Here is a 24,481-nt window from a genome sequence, read left to right as displayed (position 1 = left end):
TCGCATGGGTCAGTCACAAACAGCGAACAAAATTATTGACGCAGCTGGTCTTCGCGCAGCTCGTGTACTTGCTTACGCTGAGTTTAAAAAAACTCAAGCTGTAGGCAAACTGACGAAGCAACTGAGCAAGCTGACCGATCAACTACTTGCCCAACTTTGGATTGACTGCGGCCTCAATAATGAAGCTACTCTAGTTGCTGTAGGGGGTTATGGCAGGGGCACTTTATTTCCGTACTCTGATATCGATATTTTGGTTCTTTTGCCAGCGGATGAAAAGTTGGTTCAATCCTTATCCAAAAAAGTTGAGCAATTTGTTGCCAGCTGCTGGGATACTGGCCTTGAGATTGGATCTTCAGTTAGGACTGTTTCGGAATGCATATCGGAATCCGAACAGGACATCACAGTGCGTACCTCTCTGCTTGAAGCGCGCTTGATCTGCGGAAAAAAACAACTCTTTAGAGAATTTGCCTCCGCCTTTGAATCCGCAATGGATCCTAAAAGCTTCTTTCAGGCTAAGCAGGCTGAACAAATTCAGCGCCATTACAAATACCAAGATACTCCATACTCTCTTGAGCCTAATTGTAAAGAGAGTCCTGGTGGATTGCGTGATCTACAGGTAATCTCCTGGGTCAGTAAGGCGGCATTACTTGGCGATACCTTTAAGGATTTAAATGAGGCTGGTCTTGTAACGCAACGAGAGCTTACTGAACTCAATCGGAACCAGCGCTTCCTGGAAACGCTGCGTGCTAATTTGCATTTATTAGCTGGTCGTCGCCAAGATGTCATTGCTTTTGACCTGCAGGCGCCACTTGCTAAAGCGATGGGCATTGAAACGGATTCTTCACGCCAAGCGAGTGAAGCAATTATGCGTCGCTACTATTGGGCAGCGAAAGCAGTGACTCAATTGAATGATGTGCTGCTACAAAATATTGAAGCACTGCTATTTCCTCAAGAGTCAAAAACTACTCACCCTATTCCAGGTGATGGAAACGAATACTTTATTGAAAGACAGGGCGTACTGGATATTACTGATCCACAACTCTTTCAAAAGCATCCCGAGCAAATTTTGCGCACTTTCCTGGTATTTGCTCAAACAGCTAACGTGAAGAGTCTATCGGCAACTATTTTCAGGGCGCTCTATAACGCACGCCAGAAGATGGATGCCAAGTGGCGCGCTAACCCCATTAATCGCGCACTTTTTATTGAAATTCTCAAGCAACCTGAAGGTGTAAGCCGCGCGTTCCAGCTCATGAACCGTAGCAGTGTACTTGGTCGATACTTGCCAGCATTCAGAAAAATTGTCGGCCAGATGCAGCACGACCTGTTTCATGTCTATACGGTTGATCAGCACATCTTGATGGTGCTACGTAATGTACGCCGCTTTATGGTGGTTGAGCATACCCATGAATTTCCTTTCTGCAGTAGCTTGATTGCCCATTTTGAAAAGCCATGGTTACTAGTGATTGCCGCACTTTTTCATGACATTGCCAAAGGACGTGGCGGCGACCACTCTCAGCTTGGTAAAGCAGATATGCGTAAGTTTGCCAAAGAGCATGGTCTAGATAAAAAAGATACTGAGCTATTGGAATGGTTAGTTGCTGAACATCTCAATATGAGTCAGGTTGCCCAAAAGCAAGACATCACTGACCCAGATGTGGTTCGTGCTTTTGCCAAAAAGATGGGCGATGAGCGGCACCTTACTGCCTTGTACTTGCTTACCGTTGCTGATGTCCGCGGTACCAGCCCTAAAGTCTGGAATGCCTGGAAAGGCAAGTTACTCGAAGATCTATATCGTGCAACTCTAAGAGTTCTGGGTGGAGCTAAAACGGACGCCTCATCAGAATTAGCCCAACACCAAGAAGAATCCAGAGCTAAATTACGCCTGTACGGTATTAATGACGAGTCTTATGAAGATTTGTGGAAACAGTTAGATGTTGCATTCTTTCTCAGACAAGATTCATCTGACATCGCATGGTTAACACGTCATCTCTATAACAAGGTGAATACTGATCAGCCCATTGTGAGAGCAAGGCTATCCCCGATTGGCGAAGGTTTGCAAATTGCAGTCTATGTTAAAGATCAAGAAGATCTTTTTGCTAGAATTTGTGCCTACTTCGAAAAACATGGCTTCTCGATTTGGGATGCCCGTATTCATACTACGCGCCATGGTTATGCTCTAGATACATTTCAGATTTCTGGAAGTAATTTAGTAGATGAAGGTGGTAGTTATCGCGACATCATTCAACTCGTAGAGTTTGAATTGACTCAAGCCTTAACCAATGCAGATCCCCTTCCAAACCCAAGCATGGGTCGCCTCTCTAGACAATCACGCACTTTCCCGATTCAACCACGTGTTCATATGGTTCCAGATGAGCGCGGAAGATATTACACACTCGCACTTTCAGCGAGTGATCGCACGGGACTACTCTACACAATCTCAAGAGTGCTAGCCAAGCATCAAGTGTCGATTCACACTGCAAGAATTAATACTCTGGGTGAGCGAGTAGAGGACATACTGCTATTGGATGCTGCTAACTTGGGTAAAAACCCAAAGCTACAGATTCAGCTAGAGACTGAGTTGCTCGAGGCTCTAGGGGCTTGATTTAACCGAGTCAGTGCCCGCTGTATGCGAGCACTCTCAATTTGATCAAAAGAAAACCAACCAAAAGCAATCTCTTCAGAGGGATCCTCCTTTCGCAATAACTTAAGCCTATATAGCAGATCGATATGCAAATGAGATCCTTCACCTTTTTGAGGATTAGCGGGGATTTCATGCACATCAATATCGATTAGCCCCAGATCATCGGAATCCAAAGCACAAACCAAGCCTGTCTCTTCATAGACTTCGCGAATAGCTGCCTCACATGGAGACTCACCTTCATCAATATGACCGCCAGGCTGAAACCATTGCTTGATGTACGGATGAAATATTAATAACACCTTGTTATGCTGGATAACTAAACCGCTAGCGGTGATATGACCCTCAGGATTCATTCTTGAAAACGGGTTTTCAGCTCGAAGAATATTTTCCACATTCAAACCTAAAGTCAGCATATATATGGATCTATTTCAGACGGATTTTTAGGATACCATTTGTACGGTTGGCGCCATAAAGCCTATCAAGACCTGAGAGAGAAACAATACAAGCTGCTGCGATTAACATGATTAATGATGTAATCTCCCATCCAGCAACCCCAATCATCGAAAGCATATACCCACAAACGGCACCAAAGAACATCTCAGTAGAGTAGAAAATCCCAGAAATTAAACCAATGTCATCCTGAAAAGGTCTAGTAACTCCAGCCTGTGTTGCGGGGAAAATGATACCAATGCCAAACAATGTACAAAATACAAAGAACAATTTCACCGGCAGAGCTCCCACTTCTGCCAATACCAAAATATAAAGAATCGAAGTAGATATCAGAGCAATAGCACCAGAGATGGCAATTAGGGATTTTAAATTACAGGTCGCAATTTTGCGTCGAATAAATATTGTTCCAAAAATAAACCCACTAATTGTTATTGCAAATAGATACCCATACTCAATTGGGTCTACCTTATGGAGATTCTGAATCAATAACGGAGAGCTAGAAATGAAAGAGAAATAAATAGCCCAAGCAAAACTAATTACTAGAGTATTAAATGCAAATTCACGATGTCCCCATAAAGCAAGCCATCGCGAAAGCACCCAGTCAAGCTGAAGGCCCTTTTTCCGCCTATTGCTTGCAAGAGTCTCCCCCATGAATTGACATAGGGTAATTAATATGAAAAGGGATATGAAGGTTAATATGAAAAAAATTGATCGCCAGCCATAGTAATTTGAAATAAAGGCGCCAATGATTGGCCCGAAAATAGGCGAAATCACTAATCCAGTAGCCAAATAACTTAAAACCTTAACTTGGGACTGCTCATCGTATACATCCCTTACGATAATTCTTGCAATGAGTGTTCCGCTTCCACCCCCAAATGCCTGAAAGAAACGCCATACCACCAACTGCTCGATTGAGGAAGCAAAAAAGCATCCAACACTTGCAATAGAAAAAATTGATATCCCGATAATAGAGATGATTCGACGTCCATAGATATCCGCAAGCACCCCCGCTAAGAACAAACTTAGGGAGTAGCCGAGCATATAAGAAGCTAGGCTATCAGCCAGACTTGATCCAGCAGCCCCAAGATGCTCCCCCATGGCGGGAAGTACCGGAAGATAAATATCCGTTGCAATCATTGGCAAAATAACCAGCATTATTAACATGGGGATTAATAACTTATTCTTAGGATGCATATTCGCCCCTATATAAAAAATCAGAAATACATCTTTGGGGGTTAGAGTCATAGCTGAGAGACTCCGTCAAATGCCTCACAACACCTCTTGCCCTTAGCGATACCATATCCAAAGAACTAACGAAGTAATAAGTTCCAGAGGTAAGGTGGCCAATTGCGTAAAAATTATTAAGCTCTCTATTGATATTGTTTTTTATACGAGAGCTTTCATAGTCCAACATAATTCCACCATGTGGATTTCTAAGAATCAACCCAGATTCGAGTAAATTTTTTATTAATACCGAATCGACCCTGCTGATTTCTCGAGAAGGTCCAGATGCATTGATTATCCAATCGCAGTACACCTTATTGGTTAAGGTTGGGTGTTTCGAATTACCCAAGGTTACGCTAAATTGATTTTTAACAGATGCATCAATCCCCTTTAAATGCGGATAATGCCTAAGAATACCCAAGCTAAATAAGGAATAAAGCTTAAATACAGTATGAACTGGTAGCGGAACTCTCTTTGCTGACCACAAACGATGAAACTTATTCATAAATAGATGCTTCTCTATGTCCGATAAGGCATTCCAATAGTCTCCAATAACATCGTCTGTTGCTATTGCCAAATTTTGCCAACATGAAAAATCTTCATCATCCTCTAATAAAGACCGAACCCATGAGCTATATTGCTTGGTTGAGGGCTTAAAAAATTTATTCCATGTAATTCCAGCTGCTAAGAACTCTTTCCTTGCCAACCGCATTATTTGACGCAGAGAAATCCCATTCCTGTTTTTGCTTTTTAATATCTCAAGATTGATATGGGTCAGATATTGAAGATCGTATTTCCCTATTGGACATCTTGTTAACGGAAAATATAAGTCTCTAGTAAAAAAATTGATTGGACCTTTATGACCTTGATTGGCTAAGACAACTGCAATATCTGCTGCAGTAAGTTGGCCACCGATAATGCCAACGCAATCATTGCTCTTAATTAGTTGAAGGTATCTATTTACAGGATATGGATTATTTATGTATTGGCTTTTTTCGCCTAAATTGAAAATATCTTTTGGTGCAGTATTTCCGACACACAAAATTACACAATTAAAATGACGTAAGAACCCCTTACCAAAAGTAACATTGAAAGAGTTGTCTCCAAGGACACAAGCATTAGTAACCTCTAAATTGATTAACTCAATCTCTACTCCTAATTTTTCAAGACTTGAGATTCCATGCTCAAATTGACTTTTTAGATATGCGCCAAAAAATTGACGGGATATATACCTATCGGGTGCTACACCCGACTTAGATAGAATCTGTTGGCCCCCAATGTGGCAGCCTTTTTCCAGCATCCAATTCCAAAAATCACCCTTTTGATTTGGAAATATTGACGTAGTTGAGCTCACCATATTCATTAACAACTCATTGTTGTCACACTGATAAGCAAACCCAGGACCAAAAGCAGGGCCTTTTTCAAAAATAGTAATTGTTATTTTTTGATTAAATTTTGTAGGCAGATACTCGAGAAAAGCTAATAGGGTTGCCACCCCAGCAGCACCACAGCCAATAATCGCAATTTTGAATTCCTCAGAAGTATGGCCTTGAAGAACTTCACCATCTATATCGGCAAGATCACGCTGACTCTTTTCTGCAAATTTTTTGCTCATTTTCCCCCTTTCAAACCCTTGAGCTTATCCAAGGTGGAGATAAATGACTACCTGATATTGCAGTAGGAAATGGACTACCTTAATAAAGCCAGCATCGCCGATTCATCAATAACTGGTACACCCAACTCTTCGGCTTTAGTGAGCTTGCTGCCAGCATCGGTACCTGCAACTACGTAGTCTGTTTTCTTGGAAACAGATCCTGCAACTTTTGCCCCTGCCTTCTCAAGAAGATCTTTAGCCTCATCCCTTGTCATCGTAGGAAATGTTCCCGTCAATACAAAGGTCTTACCAGCCAAGGCCGCACTAATGACTTTCTCCTCCACGGAGAGTTGCATTCCGGAAGCTAGGAGTTGCTCGATCACTTCACGATTGTGAGCTTCTTGCATAAAACTGGTAATGGAGTCGGCAACTACTGGCCCAACATCTTTAACACTTAGAAGATCTTCCATGTCAGCATCCATCAAGGCGTGCATGGATCGATAGTGATTGGCTAAATCTTTTGCAGTTGTCTCACCCACATGACGAATACCCAAGGCAAAGATAAATCGAGCTAGCGTAGTGTTTCTGGATTGGTTGATGGCCTGAACGAGATTGTCTGCAGACTTCTCACCCATACGCTCTAGGTTTGCTAGAGCAGTAAAACCCAAGCGATAAAGATCGGCTGGCGTTCTAACGAGATTTTGATCCACCAATTGATCCACAATCTTCTCGCCCAAGCCTTCAATATCTAATGCTCTCCTATGAGCAAAGTGAATAAGTGCCTGTTTGCGCTGTGCACCACAAAATAACCCACCGCTACAACGTGCCACTGCTTCATCGGCCAAACGCTCAATATGTGAATCACATACCGGGCAGCGTGTAGGCATTTGAAACTCTTTGGCATCAGTGGGCCTGCAATCTTTGATCACTGAGACCACTTCAGGAATCACATCCCCGGCTCTGCGAACCGACACAGTATCGCCAATACGAACATCCTTGCGCTTAACTTCGTCTTCGTTATGAAGCGTGGCATTAGTGACCGTCACACCCCCGACCTCAACTGGAGCTAGTCTAGCTACAGGCGTAATAGCACCCGTGCGCCCAACCTGCACATCAATACCCAAAACTGTCGTGAGCGCTTCTTGAGCTGGATACTTATGAGCCAGTGCAAAGCGTGGTGCCCTAGATACAAAACCAAGCTTTGCTTGCTCTGCAAAGGAGTTCACTTTATAGACAACACCATCAATGTCATAGGGCAATGAATCACGCTTAGTACCAACCTCTTCGTAGAAAGCCAATATCTCTTTTACAGATTGAAGCACTCTGCGCTCCGAACAAACCGGCAGACCTAACTCTGCGTAGGTGTTGAGCAACTCTTCATGGGTTTTGGGTAGCCATGACTGTGGCTCTAGAGCACCCAAGCCATATGCAAAGAAAGACAAGGGTCTTTTTGCAGTGATCTTAGAGTCTAATTGACGTAGACTGCCTGCTGCAGCATTACGCGGGTTAGCAAATTCTTTTTCACCAAGCTCGGCTGCCTGGCGATTCATTTTTTCGAAGTCCTTAAGATACATGAAGACCTCGCCACGAACCTCTAATACTTTGGGGATATTTTTTCCTGTCAATTTTAGTGGAATGGCGCGAATGGTTTTAATATTTGCGGTGACATCTTCACCGCTGGCTCCATCACCACGAGTAGCAGCCCTTACTAAGGAGCCATTTTCATAACGAAGTGAGATTGCTAAACCATCAAACTTCAATTCACCTGCATAATCAACTTGGTCTGCATGCAAGCCTTCACGACAACGACGATCAAAGGCAATGAGTTCAGATTCTTCAAATGCATTATTGAGCGAAAGCATAGGCACTTCATGGGTGACCGAATCAAACTCCTTTAAAGCGGTGCCGCCTACACGCTGAGATAGAGACTCAGGTGTAACCCACTCTGGATGGACTGCTTCAATATCCAATAACTCACGATAGAGACGGTCATATTCAATATCCGGTAGCAAAGGGTTGTCGAGCACATAGTAGGCATGCTCTAGGCGAGCAAGTTCTACCTGCAGGAATGCGTAGCGCTCCGCTAAATTTGTCGGACTATTGGACGACAAGGTGATTTCCTAGCTAAAGAGTCTACTTGCTGTAGAAGATCCAGCAGGAATGCCGGATTTCTCAAGATTGGCGTAGAGGCCGTCAAGATGTTGACGAATGCTGATAACTGCAGCTTCGCTGAGGTTGATTCCGTTGTCATCAACCAAACGACCATGAGCCGCTTGTGCAATCTCAACACCTTCGCCCAACATTCTTTCAAATGCGCGCTCTTCATCTGTAACTAGGGGCACCTCCAATAGCAAGGTCAACTGTGCCACTGGTGCATTAGGATCCATCTCTACGGTATTGAAGATCATGGTGCCATTGCTGTAAAACTCATACTGCCTACCATTGCGTGATAATTTGAAACCCCGTTGACGCATCAGCGCATCAAAATTACCCCAAGGGCAAGCTTCATCAAAAAGCACATTGATACTGAGCTGAATATCACTCTCAGCAGCCATAGCATCCAGCTCTTTAGCACTTTCCAACATCGTATTAACACTTGGCATATCGATTTGAGAACCCAGCGTATCAGCTAAGGCTTGGGCACGAGAGCAAAAATCAGAGAGCTCGATCACGCCAATAGGGCCTTTGCGACTAGCCAACTGAATGGCTAACTGGAGATCAGAATAGCTAGAATCGGGATGCAATTCTTCCCAGTCTTCGGCTACATCAATATTGGCATTCAGGCCCTCGCACATCCAACGAGCATTAGATTGCGCCTGTGTATCTGCCCAGGCATTAATTTCCTCCAGAATTTCAGCGCCACTAATAGCCTCATCAAAACGTAATGTAATGACGCAATCAATTCTTGGATCAATTGCAAATTTCTCAGGAGGGGTAATCGTTGTGGCTAAAGGGCTAGCAAAACTCGGTTCAGACCGCTCCCCAGAATCTGTATCTGCAAATCCCTGACCAAAGCTAGGCTCGCGAGCAAAACGCTCATCAAGAGAGTATACGGATTGCTCTCTTGCCTTACGACGTGCGCGGGAATATTTGAAATTGAAAATAGCTACTGATATCAAAATCAGTAGCCCGATGGCGGCCAAAGCAAACTGCAAATCAGACAAACCCAACATCGTCATGATTTGTTCTACGTACACTTAAGCAGCCTCCACCATCGAAACTGCAGAAGAGATATCCACCGCAACAATGCGCGATACGCCCTGCTCTTGCATCGTGACACCAATCAGTTGATGGGCAATTTCCATAGTGATCTTGTTATGTGAGATGAACAAAAACTGTGTCTTATCTGACATTTTGGCGACTAGCTGAGCATAGCGCAAGGTATTTGCATCATCTAACGGAGCGTCCACCTCATCGAGCAAGCAGAACGGCGCCGGATTGAGGAGGAAGAGCGAGAACACAAGGGCAATTGCCGTTAAAGCTTTCTCACCGCCGGAGAGTAGATAGATGCTACTATTTTTCTTGCCTGGAGGCTGAGCCATTACCTGAACGCCTGCATCCAAAATCTCTTCACCAGTCATCACCAACTCAGCATGACCACCACCAAACAATTCTGGGAACAATTTTCCGAAGTGGCCATTTACCTGATCAAATGTGCCTTGCAATAAATCGCGAGTCTCTGCATCAATTTTCGCAATCGCATCTGTCAAGGTTTGCATTGCCTCATTCAAATCAGCTGATTGGGCATCCAAGAACTGCTTGCGTTCACGCGAACTGGATAACTCATCAAGGGCCGCCATATTTACAGGGCCAAGCGATTGAATCTCAGTATTTAAGCGATTTACTTCGGTTTGAAGTGCGCCTACTTTTAAATCAGGGCTAAAGCTTGCCTCTAGAGCGGTCAAGTCAGCCTCTGCATCAGACAACAAGGTAGCGAATTGTTCAAAATTCAAACGGGCTGCTTGTTCGCGCAATTGCAAATCAACCACCTTGTCGCGCATTGGCTGCAAGCTACGCTCAACTTGCATGCGAGCTTCATCCGCCTCACGCAATTGATGTAATAAAGCATCTTGTTCAGTACGGGCATTTGCTAAAGTAGCTTCACGTGCGCTACGTGCAAGTAACAAACCTTGCAACTTGTCTTGCGCCTCTTCATCGCTTAAGGATTCAAGCTCCTGCGTGGCAAGATCATGCTTATCCTGAATCTCCATGATCTGAGTACGCGCAGTACTTTGATCGCGTTGTAAATCAGCAATACGCTGTTGCAATGAACGGGTTGCAAATGCAGCTTCTTGTGCAGCCATTTCTGCGGTACGCAATGACTCGCGTAAACGATCACGCTCTTGCGTAGAAATCTCGAGTTTTTCTTGAGCAGTTGCCAGCGCCTCTTGAAGGCCTTGCTTAGCTTTTTCAGACTCAGTCAACTCTGTAGCTGATTGTTCTTGAGTTTGACTTAATTGCTCGCCCTGCTGACGCAATTCACTCAACTCACCCTGGATTTGTGCGGCACGTTGACTATATTGCTCTTCAGCTTGGGTTAACTGCATTCTTTCTACTTCAAAACCATGCGCCTCTTGAACGGCTTGCTCAGCTGCAATTCGTGCCTGCTCTGCAGCTTGATGCGCTGCTTGATAGTTAGCAACGCACTGATCTAGTTCACCCTGCAATTCGCTTTGCATCAGTTTTTGCGCACGCAATTGCTTTTCAAGACTCTCCATCTCTTGAGCGCGCGCCAACATACCTGCTTGCTCAGAGTCTGCTGCATATAACTGAACGCCCACACGACTTACTAAGTGGCCTTGCTGCGTAACAAATGCCCCACCAGCTGGCAACTTCTCGCGACGATGTAAAGCGTCTTCAAGACTTGAGGCAATATAGATATTGTCTAGCCACTCTTGCAACACGGAAGTCAGTCTTGGCGCACCAGCGCTTTGCACCCGACTTAATAATGGCGTGAAATCTGCTGGAGCAGATGTATGTGCAGGGCTAATCTCTTCGGTTAACAAAATCGCCAAACGACTTGGAGGCGCATCATTGGCTAATGCCAAAGTTTCTTGCACACTCTTTGCTGTGACCGCAGCTAGGCGCTCACGCAATACAGATTCCAAAGCAGCTTCCCAGCCACTCTCCACCTTGAGCTCTTGCCAAAGGCGCTTACTTTCTTTAAGCCCTTTGCTTTCAAGCCATGGACCAATCTTGCCCTGAGCTTGCACGCTCGCCTGCAAAGCAGTTAAAGCCGTTAATTTAGCCTCGGTTTGCGCCAAATCCTGATTGGCCGTCTGAATCTTTTGTTGAGCAGCATTGCGGGCTTCATCAGCAGCGGGTACACGTTGTTGCGTTTCACCAGCACGCTGCTTTGATTCATCAACTTTACGCTGCGCCATGGCATGACGATCAATTGCCATTTGCAAAGCTTCTGCATCCGGTCTGCGCATACCATCGAGCTCACCAGTTAAACGCGCTTCACGACCTTTGAGCTCATCTGATTGCGCTGAAATTGCACGAATGCGCTCACCCAAGCTGGCAAGACGCTGTTCAATAGTAGCTAAAGCATCGCGTGCATTATTCAAATCACGAGATGCAGTTTGATAGCCCTCTTCGCGACTTGGCATTTGCTCTTGCAAGCCATTTAATTCGGCCAATAAAGTTTGCTCTTTTTCAGAAGCCTCATTTAATTCGTGCTCTGCAGTACGTTGCGCTTGAGCAGCATCCGTTTCCTGCACGGTCCAGCGCTGTAACTGCGCTTGCAAATCTTGGGTTTGCTGCTGTAAACGCTGACGTGCTTCTTGCACATAATGAATCTGTGATTCGACCTGACTGACGTCAGAATTTGTTTGATACAACTCGCCTTGAGCTTCAGAAACTTTATCTTGTAATGCGTACTGCTGAGTACGCATCGTTTCGAGCTCAGCCTCGGCATGGCGTAGCTTAGCTGTCTGCTCTTCAAGATTCACTTGGGTATCACGAATACCATTAGCATGGCGCTCTTGCTCTTTACCAGCCTCCGTCTGACGCACAAACCACAACAACTGTTGTTGTGATTTCATTTGCGTAGAAAGCTCTGCATGACGCTCAGCAACAGTTGCTTGTTTTTCTAAACGAGTGAGTTGTTGATCAAGCTCACGCAAGATATCTTCAACGCGCGTTAAATTTTCTACAGTGTCTTCTAGACGAGAGGCAGTTTCTTTACGGCGCTCTTTGTATTTAGAAACACCAGCGGCTTCCTCTAAGAACACACGCAATTCTTCTGGTTTTGCTTCTAAGATACGATTGATGGTTCCTTGACCAATGATCGCGTAACCTCTTGGGCCCATACCGGTGCCCAAGAAAATATCCTGAATATCTTTACGACGCACTACTTGATTGTTGACGTAATAACTAGAATTACCGTCACGCGTCAAAACACGTTTAATGCCTAATTCTGTAAAAGCGCTCCATTGACCTTGAGCACGTCCTTCAGCATTATCAAAAATGAGTTCAACACTGGCACGACCAGACGGTTTACGTAGACCTGATCCATTAAAAATAACGTCTTGCATAGACTCGCCACGCAATTCACTAGCGCGAGATTCACCCAAAACCCAGCGTACGGCATCAATAATGTTCGATTTTCCGCAACCGTTAGGGCCTACAACACCAATTAATTGGCCAGGCATTTCAAAATGGGTTGGGTCAACGAAAGACTTGAAGCCGGAAAGTTTGATGGATTTCAGTTGCACGGCGTACTTTGCAGGGAAAAAAGAGGTTCAAATAAAAGGGTAAATATTTACATCTAAAGTGGGAAGATGATAGCAAGCTTAGGGCTACTTGGACGCGTTTTTGCCCCATCGATATAATGATAAATTCACCTTCAGGGACAAAATCCCTTAACAATCTGATAGTTAACTGAAAAGCATGAGCCAATCACCACAAAGCATCATTGAACAAGCCTGGGAAAACCGCGCAGACCTCTCACCAAACAGCGCCCCTGGGGACGTCCGGAGTGCCGTAAATGCAGTCTTGGAAGGCCTCAATGCCGGCACCATTCGGGTTGCGGAGCGTCGCTCTGTAGGCAAGTGGGAAGTAAATCAATGGGTTAAGAAAGCCGTCTTGCTCTCTTTCCGCCTTGAAGACAATATTCCAATGAGTGCTGGAGGCTATACCCAGTTCTATGACAAGGTTCCTAGCAAGTTTGAAGGCTATACCGCTGCTGACTTTGCTGCTGGCGGTTTCCGTGTTGTTCCACCTGCTGTAGCCCGCCGTGGCTCCTTTATCGGTAAAAACGCTGTTTTGATGCCTTCTTACGTCAATATTGGCGCTTATGTAGGTGAAGGCACTATGGTTGATACCTGGGCAACTGTTGGTTCATGCGCTCAGATTGGTAAAAACGTGCACCTTTCTGGCGGGGTTGGTATTGGTGGCGTTTTAGAACCAATTCAAGCCGGCCCAGTCATTATTGAAGATAACTGCTTTATCGGCGCCCGCTCTGAAGTGGTTGAAGGTGTAGTTATCGAAGAAAACGCCGTTTTATCCATGGGCGTCTATATTGGTCAAAGCACCAAGATCTACGATCGTGAAACTGGTGAAGTTCACTACGGTCGCGTGCCAGCAGGCTCTGTGGTTGTTCCTGGCTCCCTACCTTCCGCTTGTGGCAAATACAGCTTGTATGCCGCCATCATTGTGAAAAAGGTCGATGCTCAAACTAGAGCTAAGACTGCCATCAACGAACTTCTTCGCGACTAAAAATCTATGAGCGCCACCCTCGAGCTAACCGAAGCTCTCATTGCTTGCTATTCCGTAACACCGGCTGATGGTGGCTGCCAAGATTTAATAGCTAAACGCTTACAAGCAATTGGTTTTCATACTGAAAGTGTTGTAAGTGGTCCCGACAATTTTCAAGTAACAAACTTGTGGGCGATTAAAAAAGGTAAAGCTGGCGATCAAGGCAAAGTCTTGATGTTTGCTGGTCATACTGATGTCGTGCCAACTGGCCCCCTTGAAAAATGGACTAGCGATCCATTCAAGCCAACGATTCGGGACGGTATGCTTTACGGACGTGGCGCTGCTGATATGAAAACTTCTTTAGCAGGCTTTGTAGTTGCTACCGAAGAATTTGTAACAGCCCATCCAGATCACCAAGGAAGTATTGCCTTCTTGATTACTAGCGATGAAGAAGGTCCAGCTAATGATGGCACCGTCATCATGTGCGAGCGCTTGCAAAAACAGGGCCAACGCTTGGATTACTGCGTGATTGGTGAACCTACTTCCGTCGATCAATTGGGTGACATGATTAAAAATGGTCGTCGCGGTTCTTTATCTGGCAAAGTGAAAATCAAAGGTATTCAAGCGCATATTGCCTACCCTCACCTTGGCAAAAATCCAATTCATCTCTCTGCGCCTGCAATTACTGCTTTGGTCGAAACCGAGTGGGATAAAGGAAATCAATATTTTCAGCCAACGAGTTTTCAAATCTCAAATGTTCATGCCGGTACCGGCGCGAATAATGTTATCCCTGGCGATTTGGTAATTGACTTTAATTTCCGTTTCTCCACAGAAAGCATGCCAGAGCAATTGCGTGAGCGTCTTGAAACTATTCTTAATAATGCTGGCCTAGAGTTTGAGATTGACTGGGTGCTAGGTGGTAGCCCCTTTATTACTGGTGATGGTGATTTAGCCGGTGCTTTACGCGCTGCGATTAAAGCCGAAACTCAAGTTGATACAGAGCTTTCAACTACTGGTGGTACTAGCGATGGACGCTTTATTGCCAAAATCTGCAAAGAGGTGGTGGAATTTGGCCCTTTAAATGCAACCAGCCACAAAATCAATGAGTGCGTCATTGTTGATGATGTTGAGCCACTCAAAAATATTTATCGCAAAACCCTTGAGCAACTCATTGCTTAAGCGTCTGCCTATTTACCTCCCCCTCTAAATCACAATTTATCCATCATGGACCCTGAGCCTTCGCAAGCGATGACAGTCAATCAGTGCATTGAACAAATTGCACAAAAACTAGAAGCAGCAAATTTACATTATGGGCATGGCGCCATTGATGCCCAAAGTGAAGCCCTATGGATTGTGAGCAAGCAACTCGACCTGAGCCCATCTGAAGCGCTAGATCATCTAGAACAAGAATTCTCAAGTGAACAGCAGCAGAAAGCATACGCTGTAGCAGATCAAAGAATTTCTACCCGCAAACCACTGGCCTATATTTTGGGTGAAGCTTGGTTGATGGGCGTACCGTTTTTTTGTAGCGAGCAAAGCATCGTTCCACGTTCTTGGATTGCCGAACTCATCGTGGATGGATCCTTAGAGTCCTGGTTACCTGCCGATGGCAATGTCCTAGATTTATGTACAGGCAATGGGTCTCTAGCGATCTTGTTAGCCCTCTCATGTCCAGACATTCACGTTAGCGCCTGTGACATTAGCCTGCCAGCCCTCTCCGTTGCCGCACGTAACATTGATCGTCATGGCCTTAATTCTCAAGTAGAGCTTTTTGATGGAGATCTATGGGATGCCTTACCAGAGCCCAATGAAGATAATCTTTTTGATCTGATCATCTGTAATCCGCCCTATGTAAATGCCACTTCAATGAGTGCGCTGCCTGCTGAATATCATGCCGAGCCAGAACTTGCGCTTGCGGGTGGTGATGACGGCATGGATCTCATTCGTAGAATTGTTGCTCAAGCTCCAGATTATCTTTCAGAGCGCGGCGCCATTCTGATTGAAATTGGCAATGAGTATGAGAACTTTAAAAGAGCCTTCCCACAAATTCCAGCGATTTGGATGGAAGTTTCTGCAGGCGAAGAGCAAGTGCTCTTAATACAAGCAGAAGATCTACGTTAATGAATGGAAGGTTTTAACTCAGTTCTGCAGCCGCTGCGATTGCCTGATCAATTCGCTCTACTGGAATCACTTTTAATCCCGGAATCTTGGTCTTTGGCATATTTGCTTTTGGAATAATGGCTACCGTAAAACCAAGCTTGGCAGCCTCCTTAAGTCGCTCTTGACCACGCGGGCATGGACGAATCTCTCCCGCTAAACCAACTTCACCAAATACGATCAACTCTTTAGGCAATGCCCGATTACGAATCGATGACTGAATTGCCAACAACACTGCCAAGTCAGCAGCTGGCTCTGAAATCTTCACACCGCCAACTGCATTTAAGAAAACATCCTGATCAAAGCAAGCAACACCCGCATGGCGATGCAATACCGCTAGAAGCATTGCAAGACGAGCTTGCTCTAAGCCAACCGCTAGACGGCGTGGATTTGGTACATGCGCAGTATCAACCAGCGCCTGAATTTCTACCAAGAGCGGTCTACTACCCTCCTGAGTAACCAATACGCAAGCGCCTGGAACCATTTGCTCATGTTGCGACAAGAAAATGGCCGACGGATTAGTGACACCCCGCAGACCCTTTTCAGTCATCGCAAATACACCGAGCTCATTCACAGCGCCAAAACGATTTTTAATTGAGCGCACTAAGCGGAATGATGAATGGGTATCGCCCTCAAAATACAGCACGGTATCGACGATATGCTCTAAGACCCGTGGGCCAGCCAAGTGCCCGTCTTTAGTAACGTGACCCACCATCAATACACAGATACCACTAGATTTTGCCGCTCTAGTCAATTGAGCGGCGCACTCTCGAACTTGCGCCACGGATCCTGGTGCAGAACTTAGTACTTCAGAGTACAGAGTCTGAATAGAATCCACGACCAACACTTGTGGCTTCACGGTATCCATAATGGAAATGAGTTTTTCCAATTGAATTTCTGCCAAGACTTCAAGTTGTGGAGCATTTAGAGCAATTCGTTTTGCACGCAATGCAATTTGTGCCGCCGATTCTTCACCACTACTATAGAGAACATTCATACCAGCAGAGCTCATCTCCGCTAATGCTTGCAATAACAGTGTGGACTTACCGATACCCGGATCACCACCCAATAGAACCACACCACCGGGAACCAAACCGCCACCCAACACGCGATCAAACTCCTCAACACCTGTACTAAAGCGTGGCAAATCTTCAGCGGCAATCGCAGAAAGCTTTTGTCTTGGCAATGATTGCGCTAAGCCCTGAAACCGTGAGTTAGAACTTGTCTCAGGCAATCCTTCTTCCATGGTGTTCCAAGCCTGACATGAAGGACATTGTCCTTGCCATTTTGCAGAAGTACCGCCACAAGATTGGCAGATATAAACCGTTTTGACTTTAGCCAAGAGTTGCCTAATAAATTAAATTGATATGGAGAAGAAATTAATCGAGCTGAGTGCCCGCTTTATTTTCCTGAGCACGCTTAGGGGCATCTTTACGACGCTGCTCTAAGTCAGCCGCCCTAGCTGCTGCTGCTTTTTGCTTGTCCTCAAATTCACGCTGGTTATCAGCACGCTCAGCAGCCTTTTCTGGAGCGGCACGCTCAGCAGCACGTTTTTGATCTTCTTGATCCTTAATACTTTTACGTAGATTGCGCTGGACTTCATGCAAAGCACGCTCTTGCTCGCTAATTGGATCGATCTCTTTGCGGTAATCTGCTCTAGCACTTCGTAAGCAATAGTTCACCCAGTAGTTTTGATAACAATCAGTAGAGGCTTTATTCCAGCGGTACTTAGCCCAATCTCTTTGCAGCTCAAGTTCAGCCTCGATCTTATCCAACTTCGCTAGCTCAGTCTCTTCGGCAGGAGTAGCCAAAGCCAGGCCACTAATAGAGCTAACTAATAAAAATATTCCAATGAATATTTTGGATTTTAGAGAAAAGTGTTTTCTCAAATTTCCACCTTCGCGCCCAACTCAACCAAGCGGTTCGCAGGAATTTTGAAGAAGTCGGATTGGCGGCCTGCATTTTGATACATCCAGCAGAACAAGCGTTCACGCCACATCGCCATCCCTGGAATTTCAGTAGACACAATAGTGTCGCGCGAGAGGAAGAATGAGGTATTCATCATGTCAAACTTCAGATCAGATGATTTTTCAATTAATTCGATAATTTGACCCATATCCGGCGTCTCATTAAATCCATAGACAGCACGAACTACATATATGCCATTACCAAGATCTCGCAAGGTAATACGCTCTCCATCCTTCACATAAGGCACATCCCAAATACTGACCTTGAGGAAAAAAACTCTCTCGTGAAGTACATGATTATGTTTAAGATTGTGCAGGAAAGAGACTGGCAAATAATCCACGTGGGCAGTCAAGAAGATAGCAGTACCCTCAACACGATGCGGTGGGTGCATCATCAAAGATTCAATAAAACTCTTTAGTTCAATGCCATTATTCATCGCATTTTGACGCAAGATTTTGCGACCTTGATACCAAGTCATCAGGAATAAAAAACAAACTGCGCCCAAGAGAAGTGGAAACCAACCCCCTTCCATAATTTTTAATAAGTTAGCAGTCAAGAAAGCAAGATCAACTACCAAGAATGATCCAATGACCAGAGTAACCAAGATCGTGTTCCAGCGCCATACAACGCGCATCACTATAGCGGCCAGGAAAGTAGTAACAATCATGGTAGTCGTTACAGCAATACCGTAAGCAGCAGCTAGATTTTCAGATTTTTTGAAAGCTAACACCACCGCAACAACTAAAATTAATAAAGCCCAATTTACAAAAGGCATATAAATCTGACCAATTTCACGATCGGATGTATGGCGTACTTTCATACGCGGCACAAATCCTAAGAGGATTGCTTGGCTGGTCATTGAAAATGCACCAGAGATCACAGCTTGCGATGCAATGACCGTAGCTGCAGTTGCAAGCAATACTAATGGGAAAACAAAACTCTCTGGCACCATCAAGAAAAATGGATTACTGATTGTTTCGGGGTTATCCAAAAACATTGCGCCTTGCCCAAAGTAATTTAAGAGTAAGCTTGGCATCACAATAAAGAACCAACCCATGCGAATAGGTTTAATACCGAAGTGACCCATATCTGCATACAGTGCTTCAGCACCAGTTAGCACCAAGAACACTGCACCCAACACAATAAAACCTTGCAACGCATGTTCATCCATAAAGTGAATGGCATACATTGGATTAATTGCAGAAAAGATCGCTGGGTGCTGCACCACCTGGTACAAGCCCATCAATCCTATGACCACAAACCACATCACCATAATTGGGCCAAATAGTTTTCCAACAACATCGGTTCCCGTTTTTTGAATAACAAACAAGATGACGAGAATTAAAACAGTAATGGGCAAAATAAAACGCGTGAGGTCAGGAGATATAACTTCAAGACCCTCAACGGCAGAAAGCACTGAGATTGCGGGAGTAATAATCGCATCACCATAAAACATGCAGGCGCCAAAAACACCGGCCATAATGATTAACAAAGATCGCTTGGAGCCTGATGGCGCAGTTCTCAGGGCTAACGCCATGAGCGCTAAGATGCCGCCTTCACCATGATTATTTGCACGCATCACAAACAACACATACTTGAGTGAAACGACGATTGCAAAAGCCCAAAAAACCATGGATATGACGCCATACACAGCATCAGCCGAAAAGGGAATGCCATGCTCAGGACTAAAACATTCTTTCAACGCATATAAAGGGCTGGTACCAATATCACCGAACACAACGCCAATTGCTGCAAACATTAAAGCAATCGATGCACCTTTTTTATGAGGGTGGCTCTCACGAGAGATCTCAACAGGTCTTAATAGGGATGATTCAGAAAACTCTGGATTACTCAGCGACATGAACTGTTCCTAGCGTGTTGTTGCGTGGCAATATGTTACTCCTTCTATAGAGTCGTCAAATTTGGAATTTAGGGCAAAAAACCGCTTATTTATGCATCTTTTAAAGGTTTACCTCGACAGAGGGGTCCAAAAAATGGTAGAATTTCAGCTTCAGACGCGGGGTGGAGCAGTCTGGCAGCTCGTCGGGCTCATAACCCGAAGGTCGTAGGTTCAAATCCTGCCCCCGCAACCAGTATATATAAGGCTTTCAGGTCAATCGGCTTGAAAGCCTTTTTAGTCTTTTGGAGTCATGTAACCACCATGTAAGAAAATATGGCTTGTGTAAAGCCCACTTAACGCAAACAGGTTGCAACCGATTGTTTGACCAGTTAACGAAAAATACTATAATAAATGCAAGTGGATTGGGAGAACCCGGTCGGCGTCTAAACCTCGGTGAGCTTCATCGGGGTTTTTCGCTTTTTAGGGTCCAGGAAATACCTTCAGCCCCCACCCAATAAAGTCCTTACCAACCTCTTTGCGCCCTCCAGCACAATAGAATTTTGAGCGAAGAACATCAAAGGCCCTATTGCTTTGCTGCGGCCTCAAAATACTTAAACCAACAGGCCGGGCAATCAAGTCTGCAAACTGGAGCCCGGAAGAATTTACTTTTTTATCAGCAAAATAAACATCGAATGGAAGAGTTTTTGAGTATTTGTTTTGGCCATCGCAAATACGCCTGAACTCAAGCTCCAGCTCTCCATCCTCCTTCTTGCCTCTCTGCTCAACAAGCACATGAGTTAATAGCCCATCTTGCGACTTCTCTTGCATAAACTCAAACAGAGTTTCCAGGCAAAATCCAAGGGCAAGATGATAGGGATTGGTTGAGCTAGATGGTGTTGCGCGCAATCCATCCTTATTTATGACGCAAGTAATTAAGACAAAGTTTGCATCACCGATGATGGTTGTTAATTCCTCTATAAATCCATTTTTATGCTTTTTATTTTGGAATTTAAAAGGTTTTTTCTCCTTTCGAATTTCATGCTCATGGAGCACAACTAAATCATGCCCAAAATTTTTGAATTTAAAGCCCTGCACTGAGGGGGCAACCACTTCGGCATAGTGTCTTTTATGAAAAACACAGCAAGCCAGCACGAACACTGGGTACTCTGGGTCCAAGGTCTGCATGCCATGGTCCCCGCTTTCATCAACATAGACTATGTAATCGCTATATTTGACATCTCTTAATGGGGTGTATTTGCCATTATTTACCCCCTCAGGGGGATTAAATAATGAATATTGTTCGGATGTGCTTTCGTCAGTCATGGCATAACTTTATAACAATGCATCATTGCCAAAAAATAATTTACCGGATAGCTTTCACTAATTAAGCTTTAAAAAAGCTTTTTTAATCGAACTCCCAATAAAGGCGGGCGGGCAATATGCTTGAGCGGGGCTCTTACCACCTACTCAACCAGCTTCCAATATCTAGTCTTACAAAATTCGCACTTGAAGTACTCTAACTGCCTTATTGCCTTTTTGAGGCAGGGCCACCAAATTCTTGAAGAGTCTCTAAACGCCTTTTACCGCAACTTGGTCGCGAATGATATTGACCACCAAATGGGTTGACTGTACAGCTGGTGTTGAACGGAGAATATCCGAAAGATTACCCGGCACACTAGTGCTAGAAATATTGTCGGTACCAACAGATGGCCCCTGCTTAAACAATTGACTTGAATCAGCCGTTTCTTTAAAAAATTGCATAGTCATTTGATTTTTCTCCAGCCCTCAAAACATCTTAAATCAGAGATGCCCATTATACCCGTTTGGCCTGGATTATTTTTTGATAGCGTTCCCTCATTAACGTATTGATGGGAGCCAATTTTTGAACTCTCTATCACGGCACGAGGAAGTAAATAGTTTACAGAGTCTTGAGCACCCATAAGCTGATTTGGGTCGTAAGGCTCGAGCAACTGAAGCTCCTTCACATAACTAGAGTGGATAGACTTAATAATGTCGTAAAAATTTACAGATGGAGTTTCAATATTCAGCCCAAGCTCCCTTGCTTCTCGCCGATTAATTGTGTAATCATGACTTCCAGATTCGGCACATAAAAAATCAATAATCTGGTCCATCTTTACCTGGTCATTGACCTGCCTTCCCAATAATTTCCTAGCTAAAAACCTTATTTGGGAGCTAGTTCTAAATATTTGACCCAGTACTAGTGGGTGCACCTTATTTGCTAAATCAATAATTACCTGGGTTCGGCAAGCCTCTCCATTTATGCCAAAATCTTTTGTTGCATCTAGGTACCCTTTTACGGCCTCTACGCTTACTGGAATATTTATATTGGGCATAGCTGGCATGGGTGGATTTAGCGGATGGTTCAAACTTGGGTCAATTGGCCCTAATGCGGCCTGTTTAGTCATTACTATCCGATTTGCACCGAGGGAAATGAGCGTACCAGCGCTTAAGGCCTTTGCTGCGACTATCACCTCCAACTCATCGCAAAAGGTCTGAATTAAATTTACTAAACGCCAAGCCGCAGCAGTATTTCCACCATTAGTATGCAAAAGTAGTGAAATCTTTTTTGTTGGGCCAATAGCATCAAGGTGTTCAACAAAAATATCAATTACTTCTGGTGATATTTGCGTTTCCAACCCCCTTCTATCGCCAGTTACATAAGAAATGACTTTAGATTTTCGCTCTTTCTCTATTTGTATAAATAACTTTTTGCGCTCTTGATAGCCCGCAATTCGCCTTGAGGCTTGTTCATTGAGACGTCTTTTGGTGGCCATCATTACTCCAGAGTTAAAAATACTTACAAGTTTTAGTATTTATAACCCACCAAAGGATTATTGGGGCTAGATGATTACCCCAACCCTAAGTGTTTTTACTAAAATTTCCGCCCAATAGTGCTAATCTTTAACATTACTTACCTAAATGGGACTTATCATGGCATTTAATGCAAATGAAGCAATTGGTGTAATCAAAGCAGGCATTGAATCAGGCTCAATTAAGTTGCGAGGCTCAGTCGGTTGCGGAAATATTGAGGCAGCCAAAGAAATTGCCTTGATTGATGCGGCATATCCAAAAGAACTTTATTCTGACCTAATAAAAGATGTTTAAAAGTTAGCCCTTAAATCCCGCCCAGGCGGGGTTTTTATTTTCACTCCACTAAATTACTACTTCCAACTTTAGTATTCACTGCCCCAGCTACCCGCGTTTACGGCCCATGTTCCCAAGCTAAACTCAACCATCGCATCACCACTCAAAGCAACTAGGCAAAGCATGATTATATTTGAAGAAGACTCATATGAAAAAATACGAAGAAATCTTGTGGTTGCATTGACTCTGATATTTATATGGGCCTTTACCGGAATTCATGTAGTTGAATATTTGGCATCATTGCTGCCGTCATCAAGCAGTCCAATAGAAATACCCCCATGGAAAATTAAGCTAATTGCCACTGGCATTCTGCTATATCTACTCGCAAGATATTTTTATGCCCCCGAATCCATTGCAAAGCGCTCTGAAATATCGGCTCGATATAGAGAAATTCAAAAAGAGTTATTAAATGCTGCCGTCATGAAGAGACGTTATTTCGATGGGCCGCATGAGGACTATTCTCTTTTGGATGGCAATGGCATTTCATTCTCGCCATCAAACCCAAAGTTTGACTTTCATCAGGAGGTTGAGCTTTCTGAAGATATGGGAGGAATCACCAATACAAATTGGTCATATAGAGCCCAATATGAGGTGATGAGTCCTAATGGCTGCCCCGAAGGAGGTTATATTACCGCCCAATGGAGTGCATGGAAATCTCTTCAAATACTTCTTAATACCCTTTTAAGATATTCAATATTTTCCCCGGTTGGAGTCAATTACAGGTTTCCTTGTTGGGCGCCATTGCTCGTTATTACTTTTCTATGGCATAAAGAATTGCTAAGCTCATTCCCCATGAGCTATTTAACAACTTATTTAAAGTTTTTTTCAACATGAAGGTGGTAGAGCAGCGTAGTGAATTAAATTCTAGAACTTAGGCTTGAGCTCTTATTAATTTGATTTCCACTTTAAATGAGCGGAGGTAGAGTGGATTATTTTCAACTAATAATATTGGTCAATAAATATAAACTTGGAGCTTAGATTGTCTACAGATAAAACACTTGAAGCCACTTCGTCAGTCCTTGGGCTACTTCCCAAAATTGCTGGGCTCGTAGGGGGACTTACAGCAATCGGGCTTCTTATGGGATGGAGGGAGGTGTCCAGCTACTACTCTAATTTGGGGGCTCCCTGGGTAATATCAATGATGTCCCCGGGTAGATTTATAGCTAAAAGTGCCGGACTACTATGCGCGTTTGGATTTTCAATCTTTATTTCTATTGTATTTTTAGCTCAAAGACAAATCACGTACAAGGGCCTGATTTATGGCTCAGTTGTATTTCTAGGTTTGTCTGCCGCCCTTTTCTTCCTTGGCACTTACCCCTTTGATTGGTTTGAGCCGAAAACACAACATCTATTTCTTAATTTAGGTGCGGGGTGTATTGCAATTTCAGCGGGACTAACGATTGGAGAGGTAATAGCGCGCCTAGCAAAGAAGGGTTTGAAGTGGGAAGGGCATGAGTTAATGCTCATTTATTTTTTTGTTATCTCCTTTGGAATTTATCAAGCTCCTAATGCATTGGGACAATCACAAGCATTACTCGATATAGAAACCAAGTTTTCCTCCGCACCCATCATCGAGCTAAAAACCCCCTCTCCTGATAAAATTTGGAGATTGGTAACTCATATTGACAGTGATTTTTTGGCAATTTCATTTCCATCGCAAGACAAGAGCCATACATTCAAAATATTTGGTAGCAATGAAATCGCAGAAATACAAAGCGCTAGCATTAAATAATTTACCATG

The 24,481-nt window shown here is 44.2% G+C and carries 19 protein-coding genes and 1 tRNA gene; 8 read left to right on the top strand and 12 right to left on the bottom strand.

Annotated elements, in window-relative coordinates; translation table 11 throughout:
* Positions 1 to 4: 4 nt before the first annotated feature.
* Entirely contained in the window at positions 5 to 2,602 is a 2,598-nt protein-coding gene (locus A8O14_RS02795) for a [protein-PII] uridylyltransferase (RefSeq protein WP_068948118.1), read from the top strand.
* On the opposite strand, the gene A8O14_RS02790 is transcribed toward A8O14_RS02795, so the two are convergent.
* The 6 genes from A8O14_RS02790 to smc all read right to left on the bottom strand — a co-directional run bounded on the left by A8O14_RS02790 (position 2,563) and on the right by smc (position 12,628).
* Positions 2,563 to 3,054, bottom strand: a complete 492-nt coding sequence (locus A8O14_RS02790; protein ID WP_068948117.1) for an NUDIX hydrolase — start codon at positions 3,052 to 3,054, stop codon at positions 2,563 to 2,565. The two genes, A8O14_RS02795 and A8O14_RS02790, sit on opposite strands and share 40 nt — an antisense overlap.
* 10 nt (positions 3,055 to 3,064) lie before the next feature.
* Positions 3,065 to 4,285 carry a multidrug effflux MFS transporter gene (locus A8O14_RS02785; RefSeq protein WP_068948116.1) on the bottom strand — a complete coding sequence of 407 codons (1,221 nt, stop codon included), beginning with the start codon at positions 4,283 to 4,285 and terminating at the stop codon, positions 3,065 to 3,067.
* Complete coding sequence (locus tag A8O14_RS02780) at positions 4,275 to 5,930, bottom strand: FAD/NAD(P)-binding protein (RefSeq protein WP_068948115.1); 1,656 nt, start codon at positions 5,928 to 5,930, stop codon at positions 4,275 to 4,277. Before A8O14_RS02780 ends, A8O14_RS02785 begins: the two co-directional genes overlap by 11 nt.
* A 74-nt stretch (positions 5,931 to 6,004) precedes the next feature.
* A complete protein-coding gene (gene ligA, locus A8O14_RS02775) occupies positions 6,005 to 8,020 on the bottom strand; it encodes an NAD-dependent DNA ligase LigA (protein WP_068948114.1) in 2,016 nt (671 codons plus the stop codon).
* A gap of 9 nt (positions 8,021 to 8,029) precedes the next feature.
* Positions 8,030 to 9,106, bottom strand: a complete 1,077-nt coding sequence (locus A8O14_RS02770) for a cell division protein ZipA C-terminal FtsZ-binding domain-containing protein (protein WP_228385101.1) — start codon at positions 9,104 to 9,106, stop codon at positions 8,030 to 8,032.
* A complete protein-coding gene (gene smc, locus A8O14_RS02765; RefSeq protein WP_068948112.1) occupies positions 9,107 to 12,628 on the bottom strand; it encodes a chromosome segregation protein SMC in 3,522 nt (1,173 codons plus the stop codon).
* Between the two features lie 175 nt (positions 12,629 to 12,803).
* Here smc and dapD point away from each other — a divergent pair, with 175 nt between their 5' ends.
* The 3 genes from dapD to prmB are packed head-to-tail and all read left to right on the top strand — an operon-like array spanning position 12,804 to position 15,731.
* Positions 12,804 to 13,631: a 2,3,4,5-tetrahydropyridine-2,6-dicarboxylate N-succinyltransferase gene (gene dapD / locus A8O14_RS02760; RefSeq protein WP_068948111.1), complete on the top strand. Its 828-nt coding sequence runs from the start codon at positions 12,804 to 12,806 to the stop codon at positions 13,629 to 13,631.
* Between the two features lie 6 nt (positions 13,632 to 13,637).
* Positions 13,638 to 14,789 carry a succinyl-diaminopimelate desuccinylase gene (dapE, locus tag A8O14_RS02755; protein WP_068948110.1) on the top strand — a complete coding sequence of 384 codons (1,152 nt, stop codon included), beginning with the start codon at positions 13,638 to 13,640 and terminating at the stop codon, positions 14,787 to 14,789.
* Between the two features lie 45 nt (positions 14,790 to 14,834).
* On the top strand, positions 14,835 to 15,731 hold the full coding sequence (prmB, locus tag A8O14_RS02750) for a 50S ribosomal protein L3 N(5)-glutamine methyltransferase (RefSeq protein WP_068948109.1): 897 nt from the start codon (positions 14,835 to 14,837) through the stop codon (positions 15,729 to 15,731).
* A gap of 13 nt (positions 15,732 to 15,744) precedes the next feature.
* On the opposite strand, the gene radA is transcribed toward prmB, so the two are convergent.
* From radA to A8O14_RS02735, 3 genes are read right to left on the bottom strand one after another with little or no spacing between them, the layout of a single operon-like run.
* On the bottom strand, positions 15,745 to 17,109 hold the full coding sequence (radA, locus tag A8O14_RS02745; protein WP_068948108.1) for a DNA repair protein RadA: 1,365 nt from the start codon (positions 17,107 to 17,109) through the stop codon (positions 15,745 to 15,747).
* 37 nt (positions 17,110 to 17,146) lie between these two features.
* On the bottom strand, positions 17,147 to 17,656 hold the full coding sequence (locus A8O14_RS02740; RefSeq protein WP_068948107.1) for a hypothetical protein: 510 nt from the start codon (positions 17,654 to 17,656) through the stop codon (positions 17,147 to 17,149).
* Entirely contained in the window at positions 17,653 to 19,494 is a 1,842-nt protein-coding gene (locus A8O14_RS02735; RefSeq protein WP_216217813.1) for a potassium transporter Kup, read from the bottom strand. The genes A8O14_RS02740 and A8O14_RS02735 overlap by 4 nt, the downstream gene beginning before the upstream one ends.
* A 257-nt stretch (positions 19,495 to 19,751) precedes the next feature.
* Between A8O14_RS02735 and A8O14_RS02730 the strand changes: the two genes are divergently transcribed.
* Positions 19,752 to 19,828: transfer RNA gene (locus A8O14_RS02730), tRNA-Met, on the top strand.
* 227 nt (positions 19,829 to 20,055) lie between these two features.
* Here the strand turns inward: A8O14_RS02730 and A8O14_RS02725 are convergent.
* The 3 genes from A8O14_RS02725 to A8O14_RS02715 form a co-directional block, all read right to left on the bottom strand.
* Positions 20,056 to 20,898, bottom strand: a complete 843-nt coding sequence (locus A8O14_RS02725) for a DUF3800 domain-containing protein (protein ID WP_082913079.1) — start codon at positions 20,896 to 20,898, stop codon at positions 20,056 to 20,058.
* Between the two features lie 246 nt (positions 20,899 to 21,144).
* Positions 21,145 to 21,342, bottom strand: coding sequence for a hypothetical protein (locus tag A8O14_RS02720; RefSeq protein ID WP_068948105.1), 198 nt, complete (start codon positions 21,340 to 21,342; stop codon positions 21,145 to 21,147).
* Positions 21,339 to 22,370 (bottom strand): SDH family Clp fold serine proteinase, encoded by a 1,032-nt coding sequence (locus A8O14_RS02715; protein ID WP_068948104.1) that lies wholly within the window; start codon positions 22,368 to 22,370, stop codon positions 21,339 to 21,341. Before A8O14_RS02715 ends, A8O14_RS02720 begins: the two co-directional genes overlap by 4 nt.
* Before the next feature lie 157 nt (positions 22,371 to 22,527).
* On the opposite strand from A8O14_RS02715, the gene A8O14_RS11735 reads away from it, so the two are divergent.
* From A8O14_RS11735 to A8O14_RS02705, 3 genes are all read left to right on the top strand, one after another.
* On the top strand, positions 22,528 to 22,701 hold the full coding sequence (locus A8O14_RS11735) for a hypothetical protein (protein WP_161484805.1): 174 nt from the start codon (positions 22,528 to 22,530) through the stop codon (positions 22,699 to 22,701).
* Between the two features lie 162 nt (positions 22,702 to 22,863).
* Positions 22,864 to 23,574: a hypothetical protein gene (locus A8O14_RS02710; RefSeq protein ID WP_068948103.1), complete on the top strand. Its 711-nt coding sequence runs from the start codon at positions 22,864 to 22,866 to the stop codon at positions 23,572 to 23,574.
* 145 nt (positions 23,575 to 23,719) lie between these two features.
* Entirely contained in the window at positions 23,720 to 24,472 is a 753-nt protein-coding gene (locus A8O14_RS02705; protein ID WP_068948102.1) for a ubiquitin family protein, read from the top strand.
* Positions 24,473 to 24,481: the final 9 nt, after the last annotated feature.

The sequence above is a fragment of the Polynucleobacter wuianus genome (assembly GCF_001659725.1).
GTDB classification, from domain to species: Bacteria; Pseudomonadota; Gammaproteobacteria; order Burkholderiales; family Burkholderiaceae; genus Polynucleobacter; species Polynucleobacter wuianus.
This window is presented reverse-complemented; position numbering and strand designations above follow the sequence as displayed.